At 72.5% G+C, this 23,498-nt stretch carries 15 protein-coding genes and 1 tRNA gene; 4 read left to right on the top strand and 12 right to left on the bottom strand.

Features of this window, described 5'->3' with window-relative positions:
• The first annotated feature begins 434 nt into the window (after nt 1-434).
• Nucleotides 435-902 carry a hypothetical protein gene (locus IH50_RS0119095; protein ID WP_037872539.1) on the top strand — a complete coding sequence of 156 codons (468 nt, stop codon included), beginning with the start codon at nt 435-437 and terminating at the stop codon, nt 900-902.
• 79 nt (nt 903-981) lie between these two features.
• Complete coding sequence (locus IH50_RS0119090; RefSeq protein WP_030863322.1) at nt 982-1,488, top strand: DUF4232 domain-containing protein; 507 nt, start codon at nt 982-984, stop codon at nt 1,486-1,488.
• 100 nt (nt 1,489-1,588) lie between these two features.
• Here the strand turns inward: IH50_RS0119090 and IH50_RS0119085 are convergent, their stop codons facing one another.
• Complete coding sequence (locus tag IH50_RS0119085) at nt 1,589-2,704, bottom strand: DUF2786 domain-containing protein (protein WP_030863320.1); 1,116 nt, start codon at nt 2,702-2,704, stop codon at nt 1,589-1,591.
• An 86-nt stretch (nt 2,705-2,790) separates the two neighbouring features.
• Between IH50_RS0119085 and IH50_RS0119080 the strand changes: the two genes are divergently transcribed.
• On the top strand, nt 2,791-3,540 hold the full coding sequence (locus IH50_RS0119080; RefSeq protein ID WP_030863318.1) for a Clp protease N-terminal domain-containing protein: 750 nt from the start codon (nt 2,791-2,793) through the stop codon (nt 3,538-3,540).
• Between the two features lie 38 nt (nt 3,541-3,578).
• Nucleotides 3,579-5,270: a bifunctional 3'-5' exonuclease/DNA polymerase gene (locus IH50_RS0119075; RefSeq protein ID WP_030863316.1), complete on the top strand. Its 1,692-nt coding sequence runs from the start codon at nt 3,579-3,581 to the stop codon at nt 5,268-5,270.
• A 34-nt stretch (nt 5,271-5,304) separates the two neighbouring features.
• Here the strand turns inward: IH50_RS0119075 and IH50_RS0119070 are convergent, their stop codons facing one another.
• From IH50_RS0119070 to IH50_RS0119020, 11 genes are all read right to left on the bottom strand, one after another.
• Nucleotides 5,305-6,198 carry a glycosyltransferase family 2 protein gene (locus IH50_RS0119070; RefSeq protein ID WP_030863314.1) on the bottom strand — a complete coding sequence of 298 codons (894 nt, stop codon included), beginning with the start codon at nt 6,196-6,198 and terminating at the stop codon, nt 5,305-5,307.
• 92 nt (nt 6,199-6,290) lie between these two features.
• Nucleotides 6,291-7,610: an RICIN domain-containing protein gene (locus IH50_RS38820; protein WP_158801273.1), complete on the bottom strand. Its 1,320-nt coding sequence runs from the start codon at nt 7,608-7,610 to the stop codon at nt 6,291-6,293.
• Nucleotides 7,611-8,339: 729 nt separating this feature from the next.
• Nucleotides 8,340-8,413, bottom strand: a tRNA-Thr gene (locus IH50_RS0119060).
• A gap of 118 nt (nt 8,414-8,531) precedes the next feature.
• Complete coding sequence (locus IH50_RS0119055) at nt 8,532-10,118, bottom strand: alpha/beta hydrolase (protein WP_030863310.1); 1,587 nt, start codon at nt 10,116-10,118, stop codon at nt 8,532-8,534.
• Between the two features lie 96 nt (nt 10,119-10,214).
• Complete coding sequence (locus tag IH50_RS0119050) at nt 10,215-11,420, bottom strand: DNA polymerase III subunit delta' (RefSeq protein WP_030863307.1); 1,206 nt, start codon at nt 11,418-11,420, stop codon at nt 10,215-10,217.
• 88 nt (nt 11,421-11,508) lie between these two features.
• Nucleotides 11,509-14,673, bottom strand: coding sequence for a dTMP kinase (gene tmk, locus IH50_RS0119045; RefSeq protein ID WP_030863306.1), 3,165 nt, complete (start codon nt 14,671-14,673; stop codon nt 11,509-11,511).
• 151 nt (nt 14,674-14,824) lie between these two features.
• Nucleotides 14,825-17,674, bottom strand: coding sequence for a type I DNA topoisomerase (topA, locus tag IH50_RS0119040; protein WP_030863305.1), 2,850 nt, complete (start codon nt 17,672-17,674; stop codon nt 14,825-14,827).
• A 246-nt stretch (nt 17,675-17,920) separates the two neighbouring features.
• On the bottom strand, nt 17,921-18,118 hold the full coding sequence (locus tag IH50_RS0119035; protein ID WP_030863304.1) for a hypothetical protein: 198 nt from the start codon (nt 18,116-18,118) through the stop codon (nt 17,921-17,923).
• A gap of 365 nt (nt 18,119-18,483) precedes the next feature.
• Nucleotides 18,484-20,013: a DUF7059 domain-containing protein gene (locus tag IH50_RS0119030; RefSeq protein ID WP_030863303.1), complete on the bottom strand. Its 1,530-nt coding sequence runs from the start codon at nt 20,011-20,013 to the stop codon at nt 18,484-18,486.
• A 36-nt stretch (nt 20,014-20,049) separates the two neighbouring features.
• Nucleotides 20,050-20,640: a hypothetical protein gene (locus IH50_RS0119025; protein WP_030863302.1), complete on the bottom strand. Its 591-nt coding sequence runs from the start codon at nt 20,638-20,640 to the stop codon at nt 20,050-20,052.
• A gap of 193 nt (nt 20,641-20,833) precedes the next feature.
• Nucleotides 20,834-23,239 carry a sodium-translocating pyrophosphatase gene (locus IH50_RS0119020; protein ID WP_030863301.1) on the bottom strand — a complete coding sequence of 802 codons (2,406 nt, stop codon included), beginning with the start codon at nt 23,237-23,239 and terminating at the stop codon, nt 20,834-20,836.
• Nucleotides 23,240-23,498 lie beyond the last annotated feature (259 nt).

Below are 23,498 nucleotides of genomic sequence, written 5' to 3'. Positions count from 1 at the left end.
TGCAGTGGTCAACTGACCGGGATCATAGCTTTGTTCATGTGCTGATGCATGAGCAGATGCACGTGCACGCGGGGTGCTCCCGCGGTTACAGCCTCGACGGTCGTGCCGTGCCCGCTTCGGCGGACGCTTGACCCGACCCCGCTTTCTAGGAGACGCACGCGGGGGCCTTTCTGTTCCATCATGTTCCGTTGTGCGCTCCGCGCTTTTCCCGCACACCGGTCCGCCGTCCGCCGTGTACATGCTGTGCGAGGTGTGTCACGGAGGCTGGTGGGGTGCCGGGCGGGTCCTGTTAGCTGGCGGCGGTCGTCCGGCCGACGGGGCCGGCCACAGCCAGGGGGGTCGCAGTGACTTCGGAGGCTTCGGTGACGTACCCGCCCGTATCGCCGTCATCGCGCGGGCCGCGCTCCCGACGCGGGCGAGTCGCGGCCGCGGCCGTGGGGCTGGCCGGCGCGCTCGCGCTGACCGCGTGCGGCGGGGGCGGCTCCGACGGCCCGGACGGCTCCGCGACCGGTTCCGCCCCGTCCGCCACGGCGACCGCGGACTCCGGTGGCGGCACCGGGGGCTCCGGTACGAGCACGGCACCGGCAAGTGAGCTGGAGGGAAGCTGGCTCACCACGGCCGACGGCAAGGCGGTGGTCCTGATGGTCCACGGTGAGGAGGCCGCCCTCTTCGCCACGGGCGGCACCGTGTGCAGCGGTACCGCGCGGGAGCGGGCCGGGACCCGCTCGATCCGCCTGAAGTGCGGCGAGGGCGCCGAGGGCCGGACGAACGGCACCGTCGACTCCGTCGGCGAGGACTCCCTGAAGGTCACCTGGGAGGGCGCCCTCGGCACCGAGACGTACACCAGGGCCGAGGGCGACTCCCTCCCGACGGGACTGCCGACGGAGGGGCTGGGCTCCTAGAGGGTGTCCGCGGGGCGGGCCGGTGGCGGGTGCGTGATGATGACCGGTGGGCACCTCCACGAACCCCAGAGGATCACTCATGCGCACCACGCCGCTCGCCGTCCCCGCCGCCCTCACCGCGCTCCTCCTGCTGGCCGCCTGCGACACCGGGGGCGACGATGGCAAGGGGGAGAGCGCCGCCTGCTCGGTCGACACGGTGAGCATGGAGGTCGGGCCCGCGAGCGTCGCGCCGGCCGCCGGGGACACCGGCGAGGTTCCCGTCGGCCTCACCAACCAGAGCGCCACCTGCGTCCTGGACGGCTTCCCCGAGGTGCGGCTGGCCGGTGTGGGCGGTTCCCCCACCGTCGAGGTGCCGCCGGCCGAGGGCGCCACGGCCCAGAGGCTGACCCTGGCCAAGGGCGAGTCCGCGTCCTTCACCCTCACCTACGAACGCGGCACGCCCGGCGACGGCGCCTTCGACGCGGAGAGTCTGCGGGTCGGCCTCTCCGGCACCCGGACCTTCCGCTGGACGTACGGCCCGGTCGCGTCCGACGGGCAGGCCGGCCACAGGATCTCCGTGAGCGCCTACCAGCAGGCGGGGGACTGAACGCTCCGCCGGAAGCACGGCGACGGCGCCTCGGCACGGTCCCGCGCCCCTTCGGGGACGCCGCCGGACCGCGGCGGACCCCGCCGGACCCGCCCGGTGCTCAGGGGAGGCGCGGGCGCGCCCTGACCTGTGCGTCGTCCGCCGCGCGGGCGCCCTCCTCCCAGCCCGCCGCGTCGCTCACCCCGCGCAGCCGGGTGGTCGTCGTCTCCGGGAACAGGCGGTCCGTCCGCTCGGTGACCGCCACCGCGCGGGAGGCGAGCACCGGGAGCAGGTCGTCGCTCACCTGGGTCTCGGCGACGGCCGCCAGACGTGCCCCCACGCGGTGCGCGTAGGCGGCGAGGAAGGACTGCCGGAAGGTCTTGGTCCGCTTGCGTCCGCCCGCGCGCTGTGCGGCCTCCGCCCTGGTCATCGCCGTGGTGGCCTGGACGAGCAGTGAGGTGTAGAGGAGTTCCACCGCCTCCAGGTCGGGGGCGAAGCCGACCACGGTGGAGAAGCCGAGCGGTTCGTTCCACACGGCCCGGCAGTGGTTCGCGCCGGCGACCGCGTCCAGCAGCACCGCCTTGGCCTGCTCGTACGGCGGCTCCACCCCGATCCGGCAGGCGCCCGGCGTCTGAGCCGAGGGCTCCCGCGCGGCGAGCAGCGCCTCGTCGACGCTGTGCCGCGCCATCAGCTCCTGCGCCTTGGCGCTGAGCGCCTCCGCCTCGTCCGGGAACCCGGTCGCCTCCGCCTTGGCCAGCAGCGCGCGGATGCGGCCGAGCACGCGGGACTCAGGCCGCCGGTCCGAGGGGTCCGGGGCGGCCGTCTCGTCGAGGGGTTCGAGGGCGGGCAGGCGCAGCAGCAGGCGGTACAGCTCCAGGACGGCCGCCGCGTACGAGAAACGGTCGCCGCGCGGGGCGTCGTCCGTCCCCAGTTCGTCGAGCTGCGCCTTCCAGCGGGGCCCGCGCGGCCGGTCGTCGCGCGGTGCCTGCGCGCGGATCAGCGCGGAGACGAGCCGTACGTGGACGTCGTCCAGCTCGCGCCGGACGATCCGTACGACGTCGGCGGGCTGCCAGCCGCGCCACCAGGCGGCCGCCACGAACTCCTCGCCGCGCCGGGCCAGTTCGGTGTCGGCCGCCGGATCGGCGGCGAGCAGGGACGCGCCGGTGTCGAGGGCGGTGTCACCGGTGTCGTAGAGGGCGGCCCGGAAGGCCCGGTCGACGGTGCTGGACGTACTCACGGGCCGATCGTGCCATGTCCCGGGGATTCACCCGGAAGTGTCAACTTCGGGTTGACACCCTTCGACTGTCAACCTACGGTTGACACATGACGAAGAACCCCGCCATCAAGTCATCCGTGCGTCTCGACGACCTCATCGCGGCCATCAAGAAGGTCCACGAGGAGCCCCTGGAACAGCTCCAGGACGCGGTGCTCGCCGGTGAGCACCTCGGCGACGTGGCCGACCACCTGATCGGCCACTTCGTGGACCAGGCCCGCCGTTCGGGCGCCTCCTGGACCGACATCGGCCGGAGCATGGGCGTCACCCGGCAGGCGGCCCAGAAGCGCTTCGTGCCGAAGGAGGGCAACGACCTCGACCCCAGCCAGGGCTTCAACCGCTACACACCCCGCGCCCGCAACACGGTCATGGCCGCGCACAACGAGGCACAGGCCGCGCGCAACGCCGAAGGACTGCCCGAGCACCTGGTCCTCGGCCTGCTGGCCGAACCGCAGGGCCTGGCGGTCAAGGCGCTCAACGAGCAGGGCGTCACCGTGCAGGCGGTCGCCGAGGCCGCCCGCGCGGCGCTCCCGCCGGCCGCCGAGGACGCCCCCGAGCTGGTGCCGTACGGCCCGGCGGCCAAGAAGGTCCTGGAACTCACCTTCCGCGAGGCCCTCCGCCTCGGCCACAACTACATCGGCACCGAGCACATCCTGCTCGCCCTGCTGGAGCACGAGAACGGCGAGGGCCTCCTCAGCGGCCTCGGCGTCACCAAGCCCGCCACCGAGCGGTACATCGCCGACGTGCTGGCGCAGTACGTCGAGACCCGGACGGAGGACGAGTCCGGTCAGGAAGGCTGACCGGGGCCGTTGTCAGACCCCCCTGCCACACTCGTGGCATGGCCGACCGGTGGGCACTCGCTCCGGCCGAGGACGGTGGCGTGGACGTCGCTCCCCTCGGTCCGGACGGGCTGCCCGCCGGTCCGGTGCTGCGGGAGGCGGACCCCGCCGAGGCCGTGCGGAGCCGTCCCGGTGTCACGCGGTGGGTGTGGCGGTCCACCGCCGAGGTCTACCCGCGCCTGCTCACCACGGGGGTGCGCGTGGAGCGGGCCTACGACATCGAGGCCGCCGAGACCCTCCTGCTCGGCCACGAGGGACGGTACGGGGAACCCCGTTCGGCCGCGGCGGCACTGGCCCGGCTGCGCGGCGGCCCCGTACCGCCCGACCCTCCGCAGCGTCCTGCCGAACCGGGCGCCCAGTCCTCCCTCTTCGAACCCCAGGGCGTCCGGCTGCCGCTGCCGGACCTCCTCGCGGTCTACGCCGAGCAGCAGCGGCGGACCGGTGCGACCGCGCACCCGGACCGGATGCGGCTGCTGACGGCCGCCGAGTCGGCGGGGACGCTGGTGGCCGCCGAGATGAACCGCGCGGGACTGCCCTGGCGGGCGGACGTGCACCGCGCGGTGCTGCACGACCTGCTCGGCGAGCGGTACGCGGGCGGCGGCGAGCCCCGCCGGCTCGCCGAGCTCGCCGACGAGGTGTCCGCCGCCTTCGGCCACCGGGTCCGGCCGGACCTCCCCGCCGACGTGGTGAAGGCGTTCTCGCGGGCCGGCATCAAGATCACATCGACCCGCCGCTGGGAGATCGAGTCCGTCGACCACCCGGCCGTCAAACCCCTGATCGAGTACAAGAAGCTGTACCGGATCTGGGTCGCCCACGGCTGGTCCTGGCTCCAGGACTGGGTGCGCGACGGCCGCTTCCGGCCCGAGTTCCTCGCGGGCGGGACGGTGAGCGGCCGCTGGGTGACCAACGGCGGGGGCGCCCTGCAGATCCCCAAGGTGATCCGCCGCGCGGCCGTCGCCGACCCCGGCTGGCGGCTCGTCGTCGCCGACGCCGACCAGATGGAGCCGCGCGTACTGGCGGCGATCTCCCGCGACCCCGGACTGATGGAGGTGGCCGGACGGGAGAGCGACCTGTACCAGTCGGTCTCCGACCGCGCCTTCTCCGGCGACCGCGCCCAGGCCAAGCTCGCCGTCCTCGGCGCGGTCTACGGCCAGACCTCCGGCGACGGCCTGAAGAACCTCGCCGCGCTCCGCCGCCGCTTCCCCAGGGCGGTGGCCTACGTCGACGAGGCCGCCCGCGCGGGCGAGGAGGGCCGGCTCGTACGGACCTGGCTGGGCCGCACCTGCCCGCCGGCTGCCCGGACGACGGACGACGCGGCGGAGGAGGCGGGCATCCCGGACGCCGGGGAGGACGCCACCGACGGGGGCCGCCCCTGGGTTCCGGGCCACTCCTCGGCCGACGCCCGCGCCCGGGGCCGCTTCGCCCGCAACTTCGTCGTCCAGGGCAGCGCCGCCGACTGGGCCCTGCTGCTGCTCGCCGCGCTGCGGCGGACCCTGAGCGGCATGGCGGCCGAGCTGGTCTTCTTCCAGCACGACGAGGTGATCGTGCACTGCCCCGAGGAGGAGGCGGAGACGGTGGCGGCGGCGATCCGGGAGGCCGCGGACCTGGCCGGCCGGCTGACCTTCGGCGAGACACCGGTGCGGTTCCCGTTCACGACGGCGGTGGTGGAATGCTATGCGGACGCCAAGTAACCGGTCCGGCCCCCTGGTCGTGGCGCCCGCCGGGTCAGATGACCGGTGGCCGGCCGAGCCGGGTGAGCCGCCACACCGTCCGCCAGCTCATGGCCCGCCGCTCCCCGGCCGGCTCCCGCAGCCCTTCCGCGAACCCTCCGAACCAGGCCCGCAGCCCGCTGGCCGACCGGTTCCGCGCCAGGGTGAGCAGCATCCACACCCCGAGGTGGACGGGGACGAGCACGAGCGGAAGCCGCCGCCGGGCCAGCCACACGCGGTTGCGGGCGTTCACCCGGTAGTAGATGGCGTGCCGGGCGGGGGAGGTCTTCGGGTGCTGGAGCAACAGTTCGGGCGCGTAGAGGATCCGCCACCCGGCGTCGACGGCCCGCCAGGCGAGGTCGGTCTCCTCGTGCGCGAAGAAGAACGCGGCGGGCCAGTCGCCGATCTCGTCCAGCATCGTCATCCGCAGCGCGTGCCCGCCGCCGAGAAACCCGGTGACGTACCCGCCGCGCATCGGATCCGACTTCCCGACCCGTGGCACATGCCGCTGCTGGGTCTCCCCCAGCTCGTCGGCGATCCGGAAGCCGACGATCCCGAGCCGCTCGTCGGCGGCGTACAACTCCCCCACACGGCGCAGCACATCGGCGTCGACGAGCAGCCCGTCGTCGTCCAGCTCGACGACGACGTCCGCGTCCCCGAACTCCCGCAGCCGCGCGATCGCCGCGTTCCGCCCGCCGGGGCAGCCGAGGTTCTCCTCCAGCTCCACGACGGTGACCTCGCCGGGGAGCGACAGCCGCCGGGCGAACTCGGGCAGCGGGCAGCCGTTGCCCACGACGACGATCCGCGCGGGCGGAAGGTCCTGCTTCGCCACGGACTCCAGCAACGCGTCCACCTCGGCGGGCCGGTTCCCCATGGTCACCACGGCGACGGCGATCCTCGGTGTCCCCACGTCCTCACCTCACCATCCCGGCCGACGACTGCGTTCGCGATGTTAGCCGTTCATGCCATGGACTCCCGCCGTAGGCCGGGCGGTGAGGTCGTTCAGGAGGGCTTCACCACGGAGACGACGGACCAGCGCTGCTCGCCCGTCCCCGAGCCGCACCGCGCCACCTTGAGCCTGGCGTCGTTCCCGGCGGAACTGCCGCCGGCCACGCTCATGCACAGATCGCTCGCGGCGTTGCGGATCCGGTAACCCCCCGGCCTCGGGTCCAGCCACCAGAGCTGGTTGTCCGCGGCCGGCCTGCAGTGGTACTCGGTGACCTTGGTCCCGGCCGCGACACTGCCGTAGTAGGGCAGGTCCATGCACAGCCCGTCCTTGCGGTTCCTGATGACGAAGAGGCTCGCTCCGCCGGGCCCGCCGTCCGCGTCGGCCACCTCCAGGTCCCAGAGCTGGTTGTCCTGGGTGGTGGGCCGGCAGTCGAACTGGCTCACCGGGCCGTCGACCGACCCCTTCTCGAAGTAGGGCAGGTCGGCGCACTTGCCGGTCGCGACATTCTTCAACTGCGCGTTGACGCGGGTGGAGAGGGCGTTGGCCAGTTGCCGGGCGGTGATCGCGGGGGAACTCTTCGCCTTCGGTTTCCCGGCCTCGCCGTCGGCCTTCTTCTCGCCGTCGGCCTTCTTCTCGGTGCCGGACGGGGGCGCGGCCTTCACCTCGGCCGACCGGGAGGGCGAGGGCTCCGACTTGGGCTTGGGCTCCGACTTGGGCTTCGACTCGGACTCGGCTCTGCTCGGCGACGCCGAGGAGGCCGGGGACGCGGCCCGGTAGTCGGCGGCCGGGATGTCGTCGGACGTACCGGGATCGAGCGTCGTTCCGCCGACGGGAGCCGTCTCGACCGTACGGTCCTCTTCTTCACGGGTGAGACCGAGGACCAGGAGGGGTACGCAGATCAGCACCGCCCCCACGATGGCGGCCGCGGCCACCATGGGGCCGCGCAGGCGTCCCGGTGCCGTCCCGTCCGCGTCCGCTTTCGCGTCCGCTTTCGCGCCGTCGCCGTTCCCGGCCGCGACCACACCGGCCGCGGCCTCGGCTTCCGCTCCGTCGGACTCCGCCGCCCGCCCCTGCTGTTCCTCCTGCCTCTCTTCCTCCTCGGTTGCCGCCGGTTCCCCGGCGGCGGACCGGGAGCCCCACCGGGTGCGCCGGCCGGGAGCGGGCTCGGAGAACGGTGCCGTCGGTGCCGTCGGTGCCGAGGTGTCCGGACCGGCGGCGGATTCGGGGGCGGTTTCGGGGACGGGAGCAGACTCCGGCGTGCGCGGTCTCAGGTCCGCGCCGGGATCCTCGCCCGGCACGGGCACGGCGACAGCACGGCGGACGGCCAGGGAAGGCGTCGTCTCACCGGCCGGTGGTTCGTGCTGACGTGGCATGAACACTGCTCCTTGTCGAAGGTGGGGCGGACGGTGCGATGTCGTCAGTGGCCGCCGGTGCCGCCGGCCGCTCCGGCGGCTCACAGCTCACGGCTCACTCAACTAACTCTGGATTGCACCTGGTTGCGCCCAAACCCCGGTGAGATGAACGGAAGGCGACACAGCGTCCCGTCCGCTCACCGACCGCCCCGCGCTGCCACGGAGGACTCTCCGGGGCCCGCACCGCCGAATCCCCCTGGCCGACTCGCCGCATCACCTTCCGGCACCTTTCGGCCCCTGCTCGACCGGACTCACGGCGGGCCGTCCTGCGCGGTACGGACGGGACGGGCAGTGCCCCGGTGACCGCTCGGACGATCAGCACCCCGCCATCTCCGAATGCCGTCAAGGCTCCCGGAACCCGGGGTTCCGGCGTCAACCGGCAGCAGTGCCGAGCGGAGGCCGGGCCCGCGCCCGTACATCCCGGCTCCACCGGGTACGGATCACATCGCATTCGCTCCCGGTCGCGGAACTGATCGACCGGCTGACCGTCAAAGCTGCCCAAAAGGTGCCGGCCTGGCGAAAGCCGAGGCCAGAGCCAAGAAGAAGGCCGCCGGAAGAAGCCCCGGAAGCGGGGGCACCGGACCGCCCCGCTCACGCAAGCCGCCTCGCGGCACCCCGGCCGCATGACGTGTCCTGCCCGGCACAACACAAAAGGCCAGATCACATGTCATGCGACCTGGCCTTTACCGGAGCCGCCTTCGGGATTCGAACCCGAGACCTACGCATTACGAGTGCGTTGCTCTGGCCATCTGAGCTAAGGCGGCGCGCTGCGCACTCATGGTGCGATCAGCAACGTCGGTAAGTCTACACAGTTTCCGGGGGTGCTTCGTACCGGCCCCGGAGGCGGGCCGGAGCGTATGCCTCCGGGGATGGTCGTACCGGCTATGAGCAGCGCTTTCCGTCCTTCGGCGGGGTGCCGTCGAGCAGGTAGGTGTTGATCGCGGAGTCGACGCAGGCGCTGCCCCGGCCGTAGGCGGTGTGGCCGTCGCCCTCGTAGGTGAGGAGGCGGGCCGAGGAGAGCTGGCCGGCCAGGGCCTCGGCCCAGCGGTACGGGGTGGCCGGGTCACGGGTGGTGCCGACGACGACGATCGGGGCCGCGCCCTTCGCCTCGATGCGCCGCGCCTCACCCGTGGCCCGCACCGGCCAGTACGCGCAGTTCAGGGAGGCCCAGGCGAGGCCCTCGCCGAACACCGGGGACGCCTTCTCGAAGGCGGGGAGCGCCTTGCGCACCTCGTCCGGGGAGCCGAAGGCGGGCGGGAGGTCGAGGCAGTTCACGGCCGCGTTGGCGAACATCAGATTGCTGTAGTCGCCGTGTGCGTCACGCTCGTAGTAGCTGTCGGAGAGAAGGAGGAGCCCCGCGCCGTCGTTCTCCTTCATCGCGGCCGTCAGCGCCTCGCGCAGCTGCTGCCAGGCGCCCTCGTCGTACATCGCGGCGATCACGCCAATCGTCGCGAGCGACTCGGTGAGCCTGCGGCCGTCGGCGTCACCGGTGGGGATCGGACGGGCGTCGAGCTTCGCGAAGAACGCCTCGAGGTTCTTGCCGGCCTGTCCGGGAGTGGTGCCCCGGCCGCCGAGCGGGCAGTCGTCCTGCCGCACGCAGTCCTCGGCGAAGGCGGTGAACGCCGTGTCGAAGCCCTCCGTCTGTTCCAGGTTGAGCCGGCGCGCGGACAGCGAGGGGTCCATCGCGCCGTCCAGGACGAGCCGGCCCGCCCGGTCCGGGAACAGGCCGGCGTAGGTCGCACCGAGGAAGGTGCCGTACGAGGCGCCGACGTAGTTCAGCTTCTCGTCGCCCAGCGCGGCCCGGACGATGTCCATGTCCCGGGCCGCCTCGACGGTGGACACATGGCGCAGCAGCTTCGGCGCGTCCGCCCCGCAGCCCTCGGCGAACTTCTTGTACGACGCGACCAGCGCGCCGGTCTCCTTCGCGTCGTCCGGGGTGATGTCCGTCCGCGTGTACGCGTCCATCCCGGCCCCGTCCAGGCACTCGACGGGTTCGCTGCGGGCGACGCCCCGCGGGTCGACGGCCACCATGTCGTAGCGGGCGCGCACGCCGGCCGGGTAGCCGATCCCGGCGTACGCCTGGACGTAGCCGATCGCCGAGCCGCCCGGACCGCCGGGGTTCACCAGCAGGGAGCCCAGCCGCTTTCCCGGGCCGGTGGCCTTCTTGCGGGTGAGGGCGAGGCGCACGTCACCGGCCTTCGGTTCGGCGTAGTCGAGCGGGACCTTCAGCGTGGCGCACTGGAAACCGGGGACTCCGCAGTCACGCCAGGCGGGTTTCTGCCCGTAGTACGGCGTGAGGGCGGCGGGTGTGGAGCGGGGCAGGGGGGCGAGGGCCGCCTCCTCCGCCGCCGCGCTGGCCGTGCTCGGGCTGCTTCCCGAGGAGCAGCCCGGGACCAGCAGTGTGACGGCGGCGAGCAGAGCGGCTCCGGTTCCGGTACGGGTCCTGCGGTGAGTGCGCCTTGTGTGCATACTGCGAGCGTAACTGTGTGCAACGGAATGGGTGCTCAGTGTGCACGCCGTGCCTCGTACGAGTGACCGCGTCGAGCCGCTGAGCGGACCTCTCGGTCAGCCCGCTCTGAGGGCCATCGTCATCGCCTCCACCGCGAGCAGCGGGGCCACGTTGCGGTCCAGGGCCTTGCCGCACGCCGCGATCGCCTCGATGCGGCGGAGCGTGGACTCCGGGGAGCTGCTGCGGGCCATCCGCTCCAGTACGTCCTCGGCGTCGCCGTTGGCGAGGGCGACGCGGGAGCCGAGCTGGAGGGCGAGGACGTCGCGGTAGAAGCCGGTCAGGTCGCTCAGCGCGATGTCGAGGGTGTTGCGCTGCGTGCGCCGTCTGCGGCGTTTCTGATCGTCCTCGAGGTCCTTGATCACGCCTGCCGTGCCGCGCGGCAGGCGGCCGCCCTGGGCTGCGCCCAACGCCGCCTTCAGTTCCTCGGTCTCCTTGGTCTCCACCTCCTCGGCGAGCTGCTTGGCGTCCTCGGCCGCCACGTCGACCAGCTCCTGGGCCGCCTTGAGCGCGCCACCGATGTCCTCGACCCGCAGGGGCAGCTTCAGCACAGCGGCGCGGCGTGCGCGGGCGGTCGGGTCGGTGGCCAGGCGGCGGGCACGGTCGACGTCGCCCTGGGTGGCGCGGGCCACGGCGGCGGCGACGTCCGGTTCGATGCCTTCGCGCCGGACGAGCATGTCGGCGACGGCCTCCACCGACGGCGTGCGCAGGTTCAGGTGGCGGCAGCGGGAGCGGATCGTGGGCAGGACGTCCTCGACGGACGGGGCGCACAACAGCCAGACCGTGCGCGAGGCGGGCTCCTCGACGGCCTTGAGGACGGCGTTGGCGGAGTTCTCGTTCAGCCGCTCGGCGTCCTCGACGAGGATCACCTGCCAGCGGCCGTTCGCCGGAGCCGTGTACGACTTGCGGACGGTGTCGCGCATGTCCATGACGCGGATCACCGCTCCTACGGCGGCGACCGTCGTGACGTCCGCGTGGGTGCCGATGAGCGCCGTGTGGCATCCGTCGCAGAAGCCGCAGCCGGGCGCGCCGCCCAGGGCCCGGTCGGGGCTCACGCACTGCAGCGCCGCGGCGAAGGCCCGCGCCGTCTGTGTCACTCCCGCGCCGGGCGGGCCCGTGAACAGCCAGGCGTGCGTCATCCTCGACGCCTCCGGCGGGGGTGCGCCGGCCGCCGCGGCGGTGACGAGCGCGTCGGCGTCGCGGGCGGCGCCGTCGAGCCGCTCGCTCACCCGCTCCTGCCCGACGAGGTCGTCCCACACGGTCATGGGTCAGCCCGTCCTTCCGTCACGTCTGCCTTACCGGATCCATTGTGCGGGTGGGCACTGACAACGCCCGCACCCGCGGACCCGGCGGTCAGCGCCGGCGCCCCCGGCGGCCGTCCTCGTCACCGTCCTCGCCGTCGCGGGGGCCCAGCAGCTCGTCGGCCAGCGTCGGCAGATCGTCCAGCGGGGTCTCCTCGGCCCAGTCCGGACGCTGCCGGCGGCGGGGCGAGTCCTCGGGGTCGATCCGGGGCAGCTCGCGCGTGCGGTCGTCGGGGACGTCGGTGTCCTCGGGGCCGCTCGCCGGACGCTCGTCCCGGAAGTAGCCGGACGGCACCCTCCGGTCCGCGGGGCCCTGCTCGTCTCCCCGTACCGGGGGCAGCACCGCCGTCTCGTCCGCCGCGCCCGGCGGAACCGGCGGCATCGGCAGCTCGGTCGTCACCTCGGCGTCGGACACCCCGGACCGGCCGCCGGACCGCTGCCCGTCGTCCTCCTCCGGCACCCGGGGCAGCACGGCGGTCTCGTCGACCGGTCCGCCCGACGCGTTCGTCGGCGTCACCACCGGCGTCGGCACGGTCGCCGCCTCGTCGGCCGTCCGCCCGCGCGCGGCAGCGGCACTGGGGGTGGTCGTCGTCTTCGGTCCCGCCTCCGCCGCGGCCGCCGCCTGCTCGGCCAGCCGCCGGGCCTGCTCCGCGCGCAGCAGCGCCTCCTCGGCCTTGCGCTGCTTCTCCAGGCGCAGCGCCTCGGCCTCGGCGCGCAGCCGCGCCTCCTCCTCGGCCTGCTTGCGTCGGCGCTCCTCCTCGGCCTTGCGGCGGGCCTCCTCCTCGGCGCGCGCCTTCTCCTCGGCGAGCAGCCGCAGCCGCTCCTCCTCCGCGCGCCGGCGTGCTTCCTCGGCCCGCTGCCGGGCCTCCTCCGCCTGCCGTTCCGCCTCGCGCCGCTGGGCCTCCTCCAGCTCGCGCCGCTTGCGCTCCTCCTCCTCGGCGCGCAGCCGGGCGAGCTGCTCCTGGCGCTCGCGCTCCAGGCGCTCCTCCTCGGCCTTGCGGGCCGCCTCCTCCTCCGCCTTGCGGCGGGCCTCCTCCTCGGCCTTGCGGCGTGCTTCCTCGCGGGCCTGGATCTCGGCCTCGGACAGTGGCAGTACCTGGTCGAGCCGGTGCCGGATCACCGTGGTGACCGCCTCCGGTTCCTGGCCGGCGTCGACCACCAGGTAGCGGCCGGGGTCGGCCGCGGCCAGGGTGAGGAAACCGGCCCGCACGCGCGCGTGGAACTCGGCGGGTTCCGACTCCAGCCGGTCCGGCGCCTCGGTGAAGCGTTCCCGCGCGGTCTCCGGGGCCACGTCCAGCAGCACCGTCAGGTTCGGCACCAGCCCGTCGGTCGCCCAGCGGTTGATGCGGGCGATCTCGGTCGGTGACAGATCGCGCCCGGCGCCCTGGTAGGCGACGGAGGAGTCGATGTACCGGTCGGTGAGGACGACGGCGCCGCGCTCCAGGGCGGGCCGTACGACGGTGTCGATGTGCTCCGCGCGGTCCGCGGCGTACAGCAGTGCCTCCGCGCGGTGCGAGAGTCCGGCGCTGGAGACGTCCAGCAGGATGGAGCGCAGCCGCTTGCCGACCGGGGTGGCGCCGGGTTCCCGGGTGAGCACGACCTCGTGGCCCTTGGCCCTGATCCACTCGGCGAGGGCCTCGGCCTGGGTGGACTTCCCGGCGCCGTCGCCGCCCTCCAGGGCGATGAAGAAGCCGGAGGCGGCGGGCGTCTGGTCCGGGTCGGCGCCGCCGAGCAGCGCGTCGCGCAGGTCCTGCCGCAGCGGCACGCCGGAGCGGTCGTCGACCTTGGCCAGCACCAGCGCGGCCACCGGCAGCAGCAGCGCGCCGACCAGCATCAGCGTGAAAGCGGCACCGCCGTGCGCGAAGACGAACCGGCCGTTCTCCAGCCGGTGCGGTCCGATGGCCGCGGCGACCAGCGGGGCGATCACCGCGCCGAGCGCCACGAAGACCCGGACCACCGCGTGCAGGTGCTCGGTGACACGGGCCCGCCGCTGGTCCTCGGCCTCCTGGTCGAGCAGGGTGTGCCCGGTGTTGGCGGCGAGTCCCGCGCCGACACCGGCCAGCGTCATGATCAGCACCACGCTGGTGACGTCCGGTACGAGTCCGGCGGCCAGCAGCGCGATGCCCGTGAAGGCGAGGGCGAGCGCGAGCAGCCGGCGCCGGGACAGGGCCGGCAGCAGGGCGGGTGCCGTACGGATGCCGACGACGACACCGCCGGTCAGCCCGGCCACCAGCAGGCCGTACAGCACGGGGCCGCCGCCCAGGTCCTTGGCGTGCAGCACCGACACGGCGACGGCGGCCGACACCGCGGCGGCGACGGACGCGGACGCGAGCACCAGCAGCGGCATCGCGCCGGTGCGGCCCTTGTCGGAGCCGGCGGCGCTCCTCGGGCGGCGCAGCCCCTCCAGCGGCGACCGCGCGCGCGGGGTGCGGGTGCCGGGCAGTTCCAGGGAGGTCAGGACGGACAGCGACGCGGCGAACAGCCCGGCCGCGACGTACGAGGCGAGGGCCGCCCGGTGTTCGCCGAACCAGTCGATCCCGGTGCCGAGCAGGTTGTTGAGCAGGGCCGCGACGACGAGCGTGACGGCCGCGAGCGGTATCGCCACGAAGCCCGTGCGCAGCGACAGCCGGCGCAGCGCGTCCATGTGGTCGGGCAGCGGGCGCACGGTCGCGCCCTCCGGGGGCGGGGCGGGCAGCAGGGCGGGCGCGGCGCTCTCGCGGCACACCGTCCAGAACCGCTCGGCGACTCCGGTCACGAAGGCGGTGACGAGAAGCACGGCCGGCGCGTCCCCGGGCGTCCAGTCGATCCACAGCGGCGCCACGATGAGCAGCGCGGCCCGCAGGCCGTCCGCGCCGACCATGGTCCAGCGGCGGTCCAGCGGTCCGTCCTGCGAGGTGAGCGACGTGAGCGGGCCGAGGAGTACGGCGCCGAACAGCAGTGTCGCCAGGATGCGTACCCCGAAAACGATCGCCACTGCGAACGCCACGCCCCGGTAGCCCCCGCCGAAGGACCCCTCGGCGACCGCCGCCTGCAGGACCAGGAGGACCAGGACCAGGAGGGCGAGGACGTCACCGACCCCGCCCACGAGCTGCGCGCTCCACAGCCGTCTCAGCTGGGGTCGGCGCAGCAGGGCGCGGACGGCACGCTCGCGGGAGTCCGCGACGAGGGCGTCGTCGGGGGCCGGCTGTGGGGCCGTTGGCTGCTCGGCTCGCGTCATGCGTTCAGCCTATCGGCCCGCGCCGACAGCTCGGCGCGACGCGCCTGACATGCACACGCCCCGACACCGAAGTGTTGCCGGGGCGTTCGCATTCCGAACCCCTGGCGAAGATCGTGACAGATCTTTCACCGGGGGTTCCGCGCGTGCGGGCTCAGTCCTCCGCGCCGTTCGAGGCGGTGGCCTTCTTGGCGACGGTCTTCTTCGCCGCGGTCTTCTTGGCCGCCGCCGTCTTCTTCGCCGCCGTCTTCTTCGCCGGTGCCTTCTTGGCCGGTGCCTTCTTGGCGGTGGCCTTCTTCGCCGTCTTCTTGGCGGGGCCCTTCGCCCGCTTCTCGGCGAGCAGCTCGAAACCGCGCTCCGGGGTGATCTCCTCGACGCTGTCGCCGGAGCGCAGCGTCGCGTTGGTCTCCCCGTCGGTGACGTACGGCCCGAAGCGGCCGTCCTTCACCACGACCGGCTTCTCGCTGACCGGGTCGGTGCCCAGCTCCTTCAGCGGCGGCTTGGCCGCGGCCCGACCGCGCTGCTTGGGCTGGGCGTAGATCGCCAGCGCCTCCTCCAGCGTGATCGTGAAGAGCTGCTCCTCGGACTGCAGCGACCGCGAGTCGGTGCCCTTCTTCAGGTACGGCCCGTAGCGGCCGTTCTGCGCGGTGATCTCCTGGCCCTCGGCGTCCGCGCCGACCACGCGCGGCAGCGACATCAGCTTGAGCGCGTCGTCGAGCGTGACCGTGTCCAGGGACATCGACTTGAAGAGGGAGGCCGTGCGCGGCTTCACCGCGTTCTTGCCGGTCTTCGGGGTGCCCTCGGGGAGGATCTCCGTGACGTACGGACCGTAGCGGCCGTCCTTGGCGACGATCGTGTGACCGGTCGCCGGGTCGGTGCCCAGCTCGAAGTCGCCGCTCGGCTTGGCGAGCAGCTCCTCGGCGAGCTCGACGGTCAGCTCGTCGGGCGCCAGGTCCGTGGGGATGTCGGCGCGCTGGTGCTGCTCGGTGTCCTTCTCGCCGCGCTCGATGTACGGGCCGTAGCGCCCGACCCGCAGCACGATGCCGTTGCCCACCGGGAACGACGACACCTCGCGCGCGTCGATCGCGCCCAGGTCGGTCACCAGCTCCTTGAGACCGCCGAGGTGGTCCCCGTCGCCGTTGCCGGCGTCGGCCGCGTCGCCGTTGCTCGCGCCCTCGCCGAAGTAGAACCGCTTCAGCCACGGCACCGCGCGCGCCTCGCCCCGCGCGATGCGGTCGAGGTCGTCCTCCATCCGGGCGGTGAAGTCGTAGTCGACGAGCCGGCCGAAGTGCTTCTCCAGCAGGTTGACCACGGCGAAGGAGAGGAAGGACGGCACCAGGGCCGTGCCCTTCTTGAACACGTAGCCGCGGTCGAGGATCGTGCCGATGATCGACGCGTACGTCGACGGCCGGCCGATCTCCCGCTCCTCCAGCTCCTTGACCAGCGACGCCTCGGTGTAGCGGGCCGGGGGCTTGGTGGCGTGCCCGTCGACCGTGATCTCCTCGGCGGTGAGGGCGTCGCCCTCGGTGACCTGCGGCAGCCGGCGCTCGCGGTCGTCGAGCTCGGCGTTCGGGTCGTCGGCGCCTTCCACGTACGCCTTCAGGAAGCCGTGGAAGGTGATCGTCTTGCCGGACGCGCTGAACTCGGCGTCCCGGCCGTCGGCGGCCGTACCGCCGATCTTCACCGTCACGCTGTTACCGGTCGCGTCCTTCATCTGCGAGGCGACGGTCCGCTTCCAGATCAGCTCGTAGAGCTTGAACTGGTCGCCGGTCAGCCCGGTCTCGGCGGGCGTGCGGAAACGGTCGCCCGAGGGGCGGATCGCCTCGTGCGCCTCCTGCGCGTTCTTGACCTTGCCGGCGTAGGTGCGCGGCTGCGGGGGCAGGTAGTCGGCGCCGTACAGCTGCGTGACCTGGGCACGGGCGGCGGCGACCGCCGTCTCGCTCAGGGTCGTCGAGTCCGTACGCATGTAGGTGATGTAGCCGTTCTCGTACAGCTTCTGGGCGACCTGCATGGTCGCCTTGGCGCCGAAGCCGAGCTTCCTCGACGCCTCCTGCTGCAGCGTCGTCGTACGGAACGGGGCGTACGGCGAGCGGCGGTACGGCTTGGACTCGACGGAACGCACGGCGAACCGCGTGTTCTCCAGGGCGGCGGCGAGCGCGCGGGCGTTCGCCTCGTCGAGGTGGAGGGTGTTGGCGCTCTTCAGCTGTCCCAGGGAGTCGAAGTCGCGGCCCTGCGCGATCCGCCTGCCGTCGACGGTCTGCAGGCGGGCGACGAGGGACGACGGGTCGCTCGCGTCTCCGGCGCGGCCGGATGGGGGTCCCCCCGCCGGAGCGAAGTCGGAGGTGGGGGAGAAGGTGCCCGTCAGGTCCCAGTACTCGGCGGAACGGAACGCCATGCGCTCGCGTTCCCGCTCCACCACGAGCCGCGTGGCGACGGACTGGACACGGCCGGCGGACAGCCGGGGCATGACCTTCTTCCACAGGACCGGCGAGACCTCGTAGCCGTAGAGGCGGTCGAGGATGCGGCGGGTCTCCTGGGCGTCGACCAGCTTCTGGTTGAGCTGGCGCGGGTTGGCCACGGCCGCGCGGATCGCGTCCTTGGTGATCTCGTGGAAGACCATCCGCTTGACCGGGATCTTCGGCTTGAGCACTTCCTGGAGGTGCCAGGCGATGGCCTCGCCCTCGCGGTCCTCATCGGTGGCGAGGAAGAGCTCGTCGGACTCCTTCAGCAGGTCCTTGAGCTTCTTGACCTGGGCCCGCTTGTCCGCGTTGACCACATAGATCGGCTGGAAGTCGTGGTCGACGTCCACACCGAGGCGGCGCACCTCGCCGGTGTACTTCTCCGGCACCTCGGCGGCACCGTTGGGAAGATCGCGAATGTGCCCGACGCTCGCCTCGACGATGTAGCCAGGGCCGAGGTAGCCCTTGATCGTCTTCGCCTTGGCAGGCGACTCGACGATGACGAGTCGGCGGCCGCCCTTCGCGGTCTCGCTGGTCGGGGACAACTTCGCTCTTCTCTCCGGTCGGCGCTTGGGGCTCCCCAGGCGGTCTCCCCCGGGGTCGGGTCATGGTGACGCTGCGGAGTGTGACGGTACATCCCGCCCCCGTGTCAAACAGGAAAAGCCCGCAACGGCCACTCGAACGGTAACCCGACTACCACCGTTCCTGCCGCCCGGAGTGTCCAGTCTCCGCCCGCGCTTATCCGGAGTGCGATCTACCGGTTACTGTGAGCCGCCAGGGTTTCGGGCTTCTCACAGGCGGGTCAGGCACCATGCGCCGAGGACCAGGGAGATCATCGCGAACAGTCCCGCGACGGTGGCCGATGCGACGGGGCTCACACCCTGGGCGACGGGGCGGTGCTGCCGCGCGCGGGTCACGGTCCAGGCCAGCAATCCGCCTCCGAACAGGCAGAACACCATCCCCGCGAAGATCGCCGGTCCGCTCTCCATGGTCGCCCGATGCCCTCTTTCCCGTCCGCTGGTACCGGCCTCGGGGTGACGCTGCCACGCCCGGGCGGCGGGCAGACGAATCGGAGGTGAACGGGAGGGCTACGGTCCTGACCACGTGTCCGAAAAACGGCCCGGGAGCCCTTTCACGGAAATTCCGGATCGATGGGAAAGGGCCGGGGCGGCGGCCGTGGCCGGTGTGGAGGACGCGGCGGAAGACAGTGACGTGACTCATGAGGCGAGCCGCCGAGGTGCCGCATGGGACAGCCCGCCCGCGGGCCGCCGAGGTGCCTCGTGAGACAGCCCGCCCGCGAAGCCGCCGAGGTGCCGCGTGAGACAGCCCGCCCGCGGGCCCGCCGCCGCTCGTGTCAGCCGACGGGCTCCAGGAACCCCTGCTCCACCAGCAGCCGGATCTGGGCCGGCGTGCGGTCGCGCAGCAGCACGGGGTCCTCACCGAGGAGCTGGGCGATGGCGTCCAGGATCCGGCCCGCGCTCATGCTGCCGTCGCACACGCCCGCGAAGCCCGCGCCGATCGTGTCCACCTTGGTGGCCCGGCGCATCCCGCGGTTCTGCCGCAGCACGACGTGCTCCGGGTCCTCCGCACCGGGCAGCCCGACCTGCTCCTGCACCACCTCGGCGGCCAGCGCGAAGCGCGCTTCGAGGAGCGCCGCGTCGTCGCGCGTCCGCAGGTAGTCGATCCGGTCGAAGTGCGCCCGGACCGTCTCGCCGAGCGGCTGCTCGACCGGGTGCGGCCACTCCTCCACCGTGATCGACCGCGCGGCGGAGCCCGACTTGCGCAGGGTGATCCAGCCGAAGCCGACCGCCTTCACCTTGCGCGCCTCGAACTCGTCCAGCCACGCGTCGTACCGCGCCCGGTACTCGGCCTCGGCACCGCGGTGGTCGCCCGCGTCCCGCAGCCACAGCTCGGCGTACTGGGTGATGTCCTGCACCTCGCGCTGCACGATCCAGGCGTCGCATCCGCGGGGCACCCATGACCTGAGTCTGTCCTGCCAGTCCTCCCCCTCGACGTGCTGCCAGTTGGCGAGGAACTGCGCGAACCCGCCCTCGTTCAGCCGTTCCCCCGCCTCCTGAACGATCGTGCGGCACAGATCGTCCCCGCCCATCCCGCCGTCGCGGTACGTGAGCCGGGCACCCGGCGAAATCACGAACGGCGGGTTGGACACGATCAGGTCGTACGTCTCGTCGTCCCGGACCGGCGTGAACAGCGACCCCTCGCGCAGGTCGGCGGCCGGGACCCCGGAGAGGGCCAGGGTGAGCGCGGTGATGCGCAGGGCGCGCGGATTGACGTCGGTGGCCGTCACGCGCGTGGCGTGCCGGGCGGCGTGCAGCGCCTGGATACCGGAGCCGGTGCCGAGGTCGAGCGCGGAGGCCACGGGCGTACGGACGGTGATGCCGGCCAGGGTGGTGGACGCCCCGCCGACGCCGAGCACGACCCCCTCGTCGCGGCTGCCGATGCCCCCGGCACCGCCGACCGCGCACCCGAGGTCGGACACGATGAACCAGTCCTCGCCGCCCGGCCCGCCGTACGGCCGTACGTCCACGGTCGCGGCGAGCTCGTCCGCGCCGGCGCGCGTCAGCCATCCGCTCTCCAGGCAGACGTCCACGGGCAGGACGCCGGCCACGCGCGCGTGCGGCACGGGCTGCCGCAGCAGGAACAGCCGTACGAGCATCTCCAGCGGCGTGTCCCCGCGGGTGGCCCTCAGGGCGGGCACGGTCTCGCTGCGGGCCAGCGCCGCGTAGGCGGGGGCGCCGAGCAGTTCGAGCAGTCCGTCGGCGGTGAAGGAGGCTCCGAGCAGCGCGTCCCGCAGCCGGGCGGCGGCTTCGGGGCGGTCGGACGAGGGCAGGGGCGGCAGGCTGGCGTCACTCACGCCCTCCATTGTGGCCGCCGCCCTCACCCGGCGCGTCCCGCGGCGTCAGCTCTTGGCGGCTCCCGCCGTCGCGGTGGCCGTCTGGCAGCTCGCCTGCCGGGACATGGCCTGGCCGACCTCGCCCTCCTCCAGCGTGCTGAGGGCGTCGCTGCCGCTCTTGCCGAGCTTGTCCAGTTCGGCGGCGATGTCCTTCAGGCCGTCGGCGAACTCCGCCTGGTCGTCCGTGTCGAGACCGTCGACCTGCTTCTTCAGCGAGGCGTACGACGCGGAGATGCCGTTGAGTTCCTTGACCGCGTCGGTCTGCTTCTTCTCCCCGTCCTCGACGTCCGGCGCCCCGGCCTTGTCCACGGCGGCGCCGATCGCCTTGTAGGCGTCGGACATGTCCTGGAACGCCTTCGAGTCGGCCGTCTGGACCTCTTCCGGCGTGCTGTTGTCCGAGGTCTCCTTCTGGATCGCGGCGTTGGCCGCTTTGATCTTCGCGGCCTGCGGCTTCACCGCGTCGCAGACCTGCTTCGCCCAGGCGTCCAGCTTCTCGTTGTTGTCGTCGCCGCCGCATCCCGTCAGCGCCAGTACCAGTACCGCACCGCCGGACAGTGCGGCCGCGAGCTTCTTGTTCACCGGATTGGTCCCTTCCATGGCCTTCGGCCCCGGAACATACACGCCAGATGGCCTACACCCACCCGTCGCACATCCGGTAAGGGACTTTTGAAGCCATTTGCACCATGGGAGAGAAGGCTCACGGCATGGGCCCCGCGCACGGGAAAAGGACGGACGGCGCGTCAATACGCGCCGTCCGCCCGCACCTTGATCCGGTGTCCGCCGTCCGGCTCTAGGAAACCACCGCCGGATCGGCTGGCTTGGTCTCCGGCTCGGGGTCGTCCTCGTCCTCCATCGCGATACCGCGCCGCTTGGACACGTACACCGCGCCGACGATGACGAGCAGCGCCAGGACCGCGATGAGCACCCGCGTCCCGACGCTTTCGTCCGGGCCGTAGGAGAACTTGATGACCGCGGGCGCGATGAGCAGCGCCACCAGGTTCATCACCTTCAGCAGGGGGTTGATCGCGGGCCCGGCGGTGTCCTTGAAGGGGTCGCCGACGGTGTCGCCGATGACGGTGGCCGCATGGGCCTCGCTGCCCTTGCCTCCGTGGTGGCCGTCCTCGACGAGTTTCTTCGCGTTGTCCCAGGCGCCACCGGAGTTGGCGAGGAAGACCGCCATCAGGGTGCCCGCGCCGATCGCGCCCGCGAGGAAGGCGCCCAGGGCGCCGACGCCGAGCGTGAACCCGATGAAGATGGGCGCCATCACGGCGAGCAGTCCGGGCGTGGCGAGCTCGCGCAGGGCGTCCTTGGTGCAGATGTCGACGACCTTGCCGTACTCCGGCTCCTCGCTGTGGTCCATGATCCCGGGCTTCTCGCGGAACTGCCGCCGCACCTCGTAGACCACCGAACCCGCCGACCGCGACACCGCGTTGATCGCCAGCCCCGAGAAGAGGAAGACGACCGCCGCGCCCGCGATCAGGCCGACGAGGTTGTTGGGCTGGGAGATGTCCATCATCAGGCTCATCGGCGCGCCCTCACCGCTGAGCCGTTCGCCCACGTCTCTCGCGCCGGTGGTGATGGCGTCCCGGTACGAGCCGAACAGCGCCGCCGCCGCCAGTACGGCCGTGGCGATCGCGATGCCCTTGGTGATGGCCTTGGTGGTGTTGCCGACCGCGTCCAGGTCGGTGAGCACCTGGGCGCCCGCGCCCTCCACGTCGCCGGACATCTCGGCGATGCCCTGCGCGTTGTCGGAGACCGGGCCGAAGGTGTCCATCGCGACGATCACACCGACGGTGGTGAGCAGTCCGGTGCCGGCCAGCGCCACCGCGAACAGTGCCAGCATGATCGACGTACCGCCGAGCAGGAACGCCCCGTACACGCCGAGGCCGATCAACAGGGCGGTGTAGACGGCGGATTCGAGACCGAGCGAGATACCGGAGAGGACGACGGTGGCCGGGCCGGTGAGCGAGGTCCTGCCGATGTCCCGCACGGGGCGCCGGGTGGTCTCGGTGAAGTAGCCGGTGAGCTGCTGGATGAGGGCGGCGAGCACGATGCCGATGGCCACCGCGACGAGCGCGAGGATCCGCGGGTCGCCGTCCTTGCCCAGGATCGTCTCGTCGGTGACGCCGTCGAGATCGGCGTACGACGACGGCAGATAGACGAACACGGCGATCGCGACCAGGACGAGCGAGATCAGCGCGGAGATGAAGAAGCCCCGGTTGATCGCGCTCATGCCGCTGCGGTCGGCGCGCCTCGGGGCCACCGCGAAGATGCCGGCCATCGCGGTGAGCACACCGATGGCGGGCACCAGCAGCGGGAAGGCGAGCCCGGCGTCGCCGAACGCCGCCGAGCCCAGGATCAGCGCGGCCACCAGCGTCACGGCGTACGACTCGAACAGGTCGGCCGCCATGCCCGCGCAGTCGCCGACGTTGTCGCCCACGTTGTCGGCGATGGTCGCGGCATTGCGCGGATCGTCCTCCGGAATGCCCTGCTCGACCTTGCCGACCAGGTCGGCGCCGACGTCGGCGGCCTTGGTGAAGATGCCGCCGCCGACCCGCATGAACATCGCGATCAGCGCGGCCCCGAGACCGAACCCCTCGAGGACCTTCGGGGCGTCGGCCGCGTACACCAGCACCACGCAGGAGGCGCCCAGCAGGCCGAGGCCGACGGTGAACATACCGACGACACCGCCCGTACGAAAAGCGATCTTCATCGCTCTGTGCGAGACGGCGGTGAGATCCTTTTCCGGCTCGCCCTCGGCCGGAGTCGCTTCGCGCGCCGCCGCGGCGACCCGCACATTGCTGCGCACGGCGAGCCACATACCGATATAGCCGGTGGCCGCCGAGAACGCCGCTCCGATCAAGAAGAACACCGACCGTCCGGCACGCTGATTCCAGTCGTCCGCGGGCAGCAGCATGAGCAGGAAGAACACGATCACGGCGAATACGCCGAGGGTGCGCAACTGGCGGGCCAGATAGGCGTTCGCGCCCTCCTGGACCGCTGCCGCGATCTTCTTCATGCCGTCGGTGCCCTCGCCGGCCGCGAGAACCTGGCGCACCAGGACTCCGGCGACCACCAGTGCCGCCAGCGCGACGACGCCGATGACCACCACGAGCAGGCGGTTGTCATCGGTCAGCACGGCGGCTGCGAGGGGTATGGACTGGCCCGACTCTTGGGTGAGGGAAAGCCCCGCCATTCGTCCTCCTTGACGCTTGGGCTGAGCTCAAGATGTGGACGGGATTGTAGGTACCGGAAGCTGATCAAAACAGTGCGCGTGAAATGTAAATGTCCCGCACGCGCTCTTCCCCAATGATCGCCGATGATCGGCGACCGGAAATCGGTAATGCCTTTGGAGCATTCACGTGATCGCATTTTCACGGCACGGCCGGTCGTGAACGAATTCACGCGATCAACCGCACGAGACCACTGTAAGCGCGGGCACCGACACCCGCACA

The organism is Streptomyces sp. NRRL S-37, assembly GCF_000721605.1.
In the GTDB taxonomy this organism is placed as follows: Bacteria; Actinomycetota; Actinomycetes; order Streptomycetales; family Streptomycetaceae; genus Streptomyces.
Note: the sequence above shows the minus strand (reverse complement) of the source record. Positions and strands in the feature narration are given on the sequence as shown.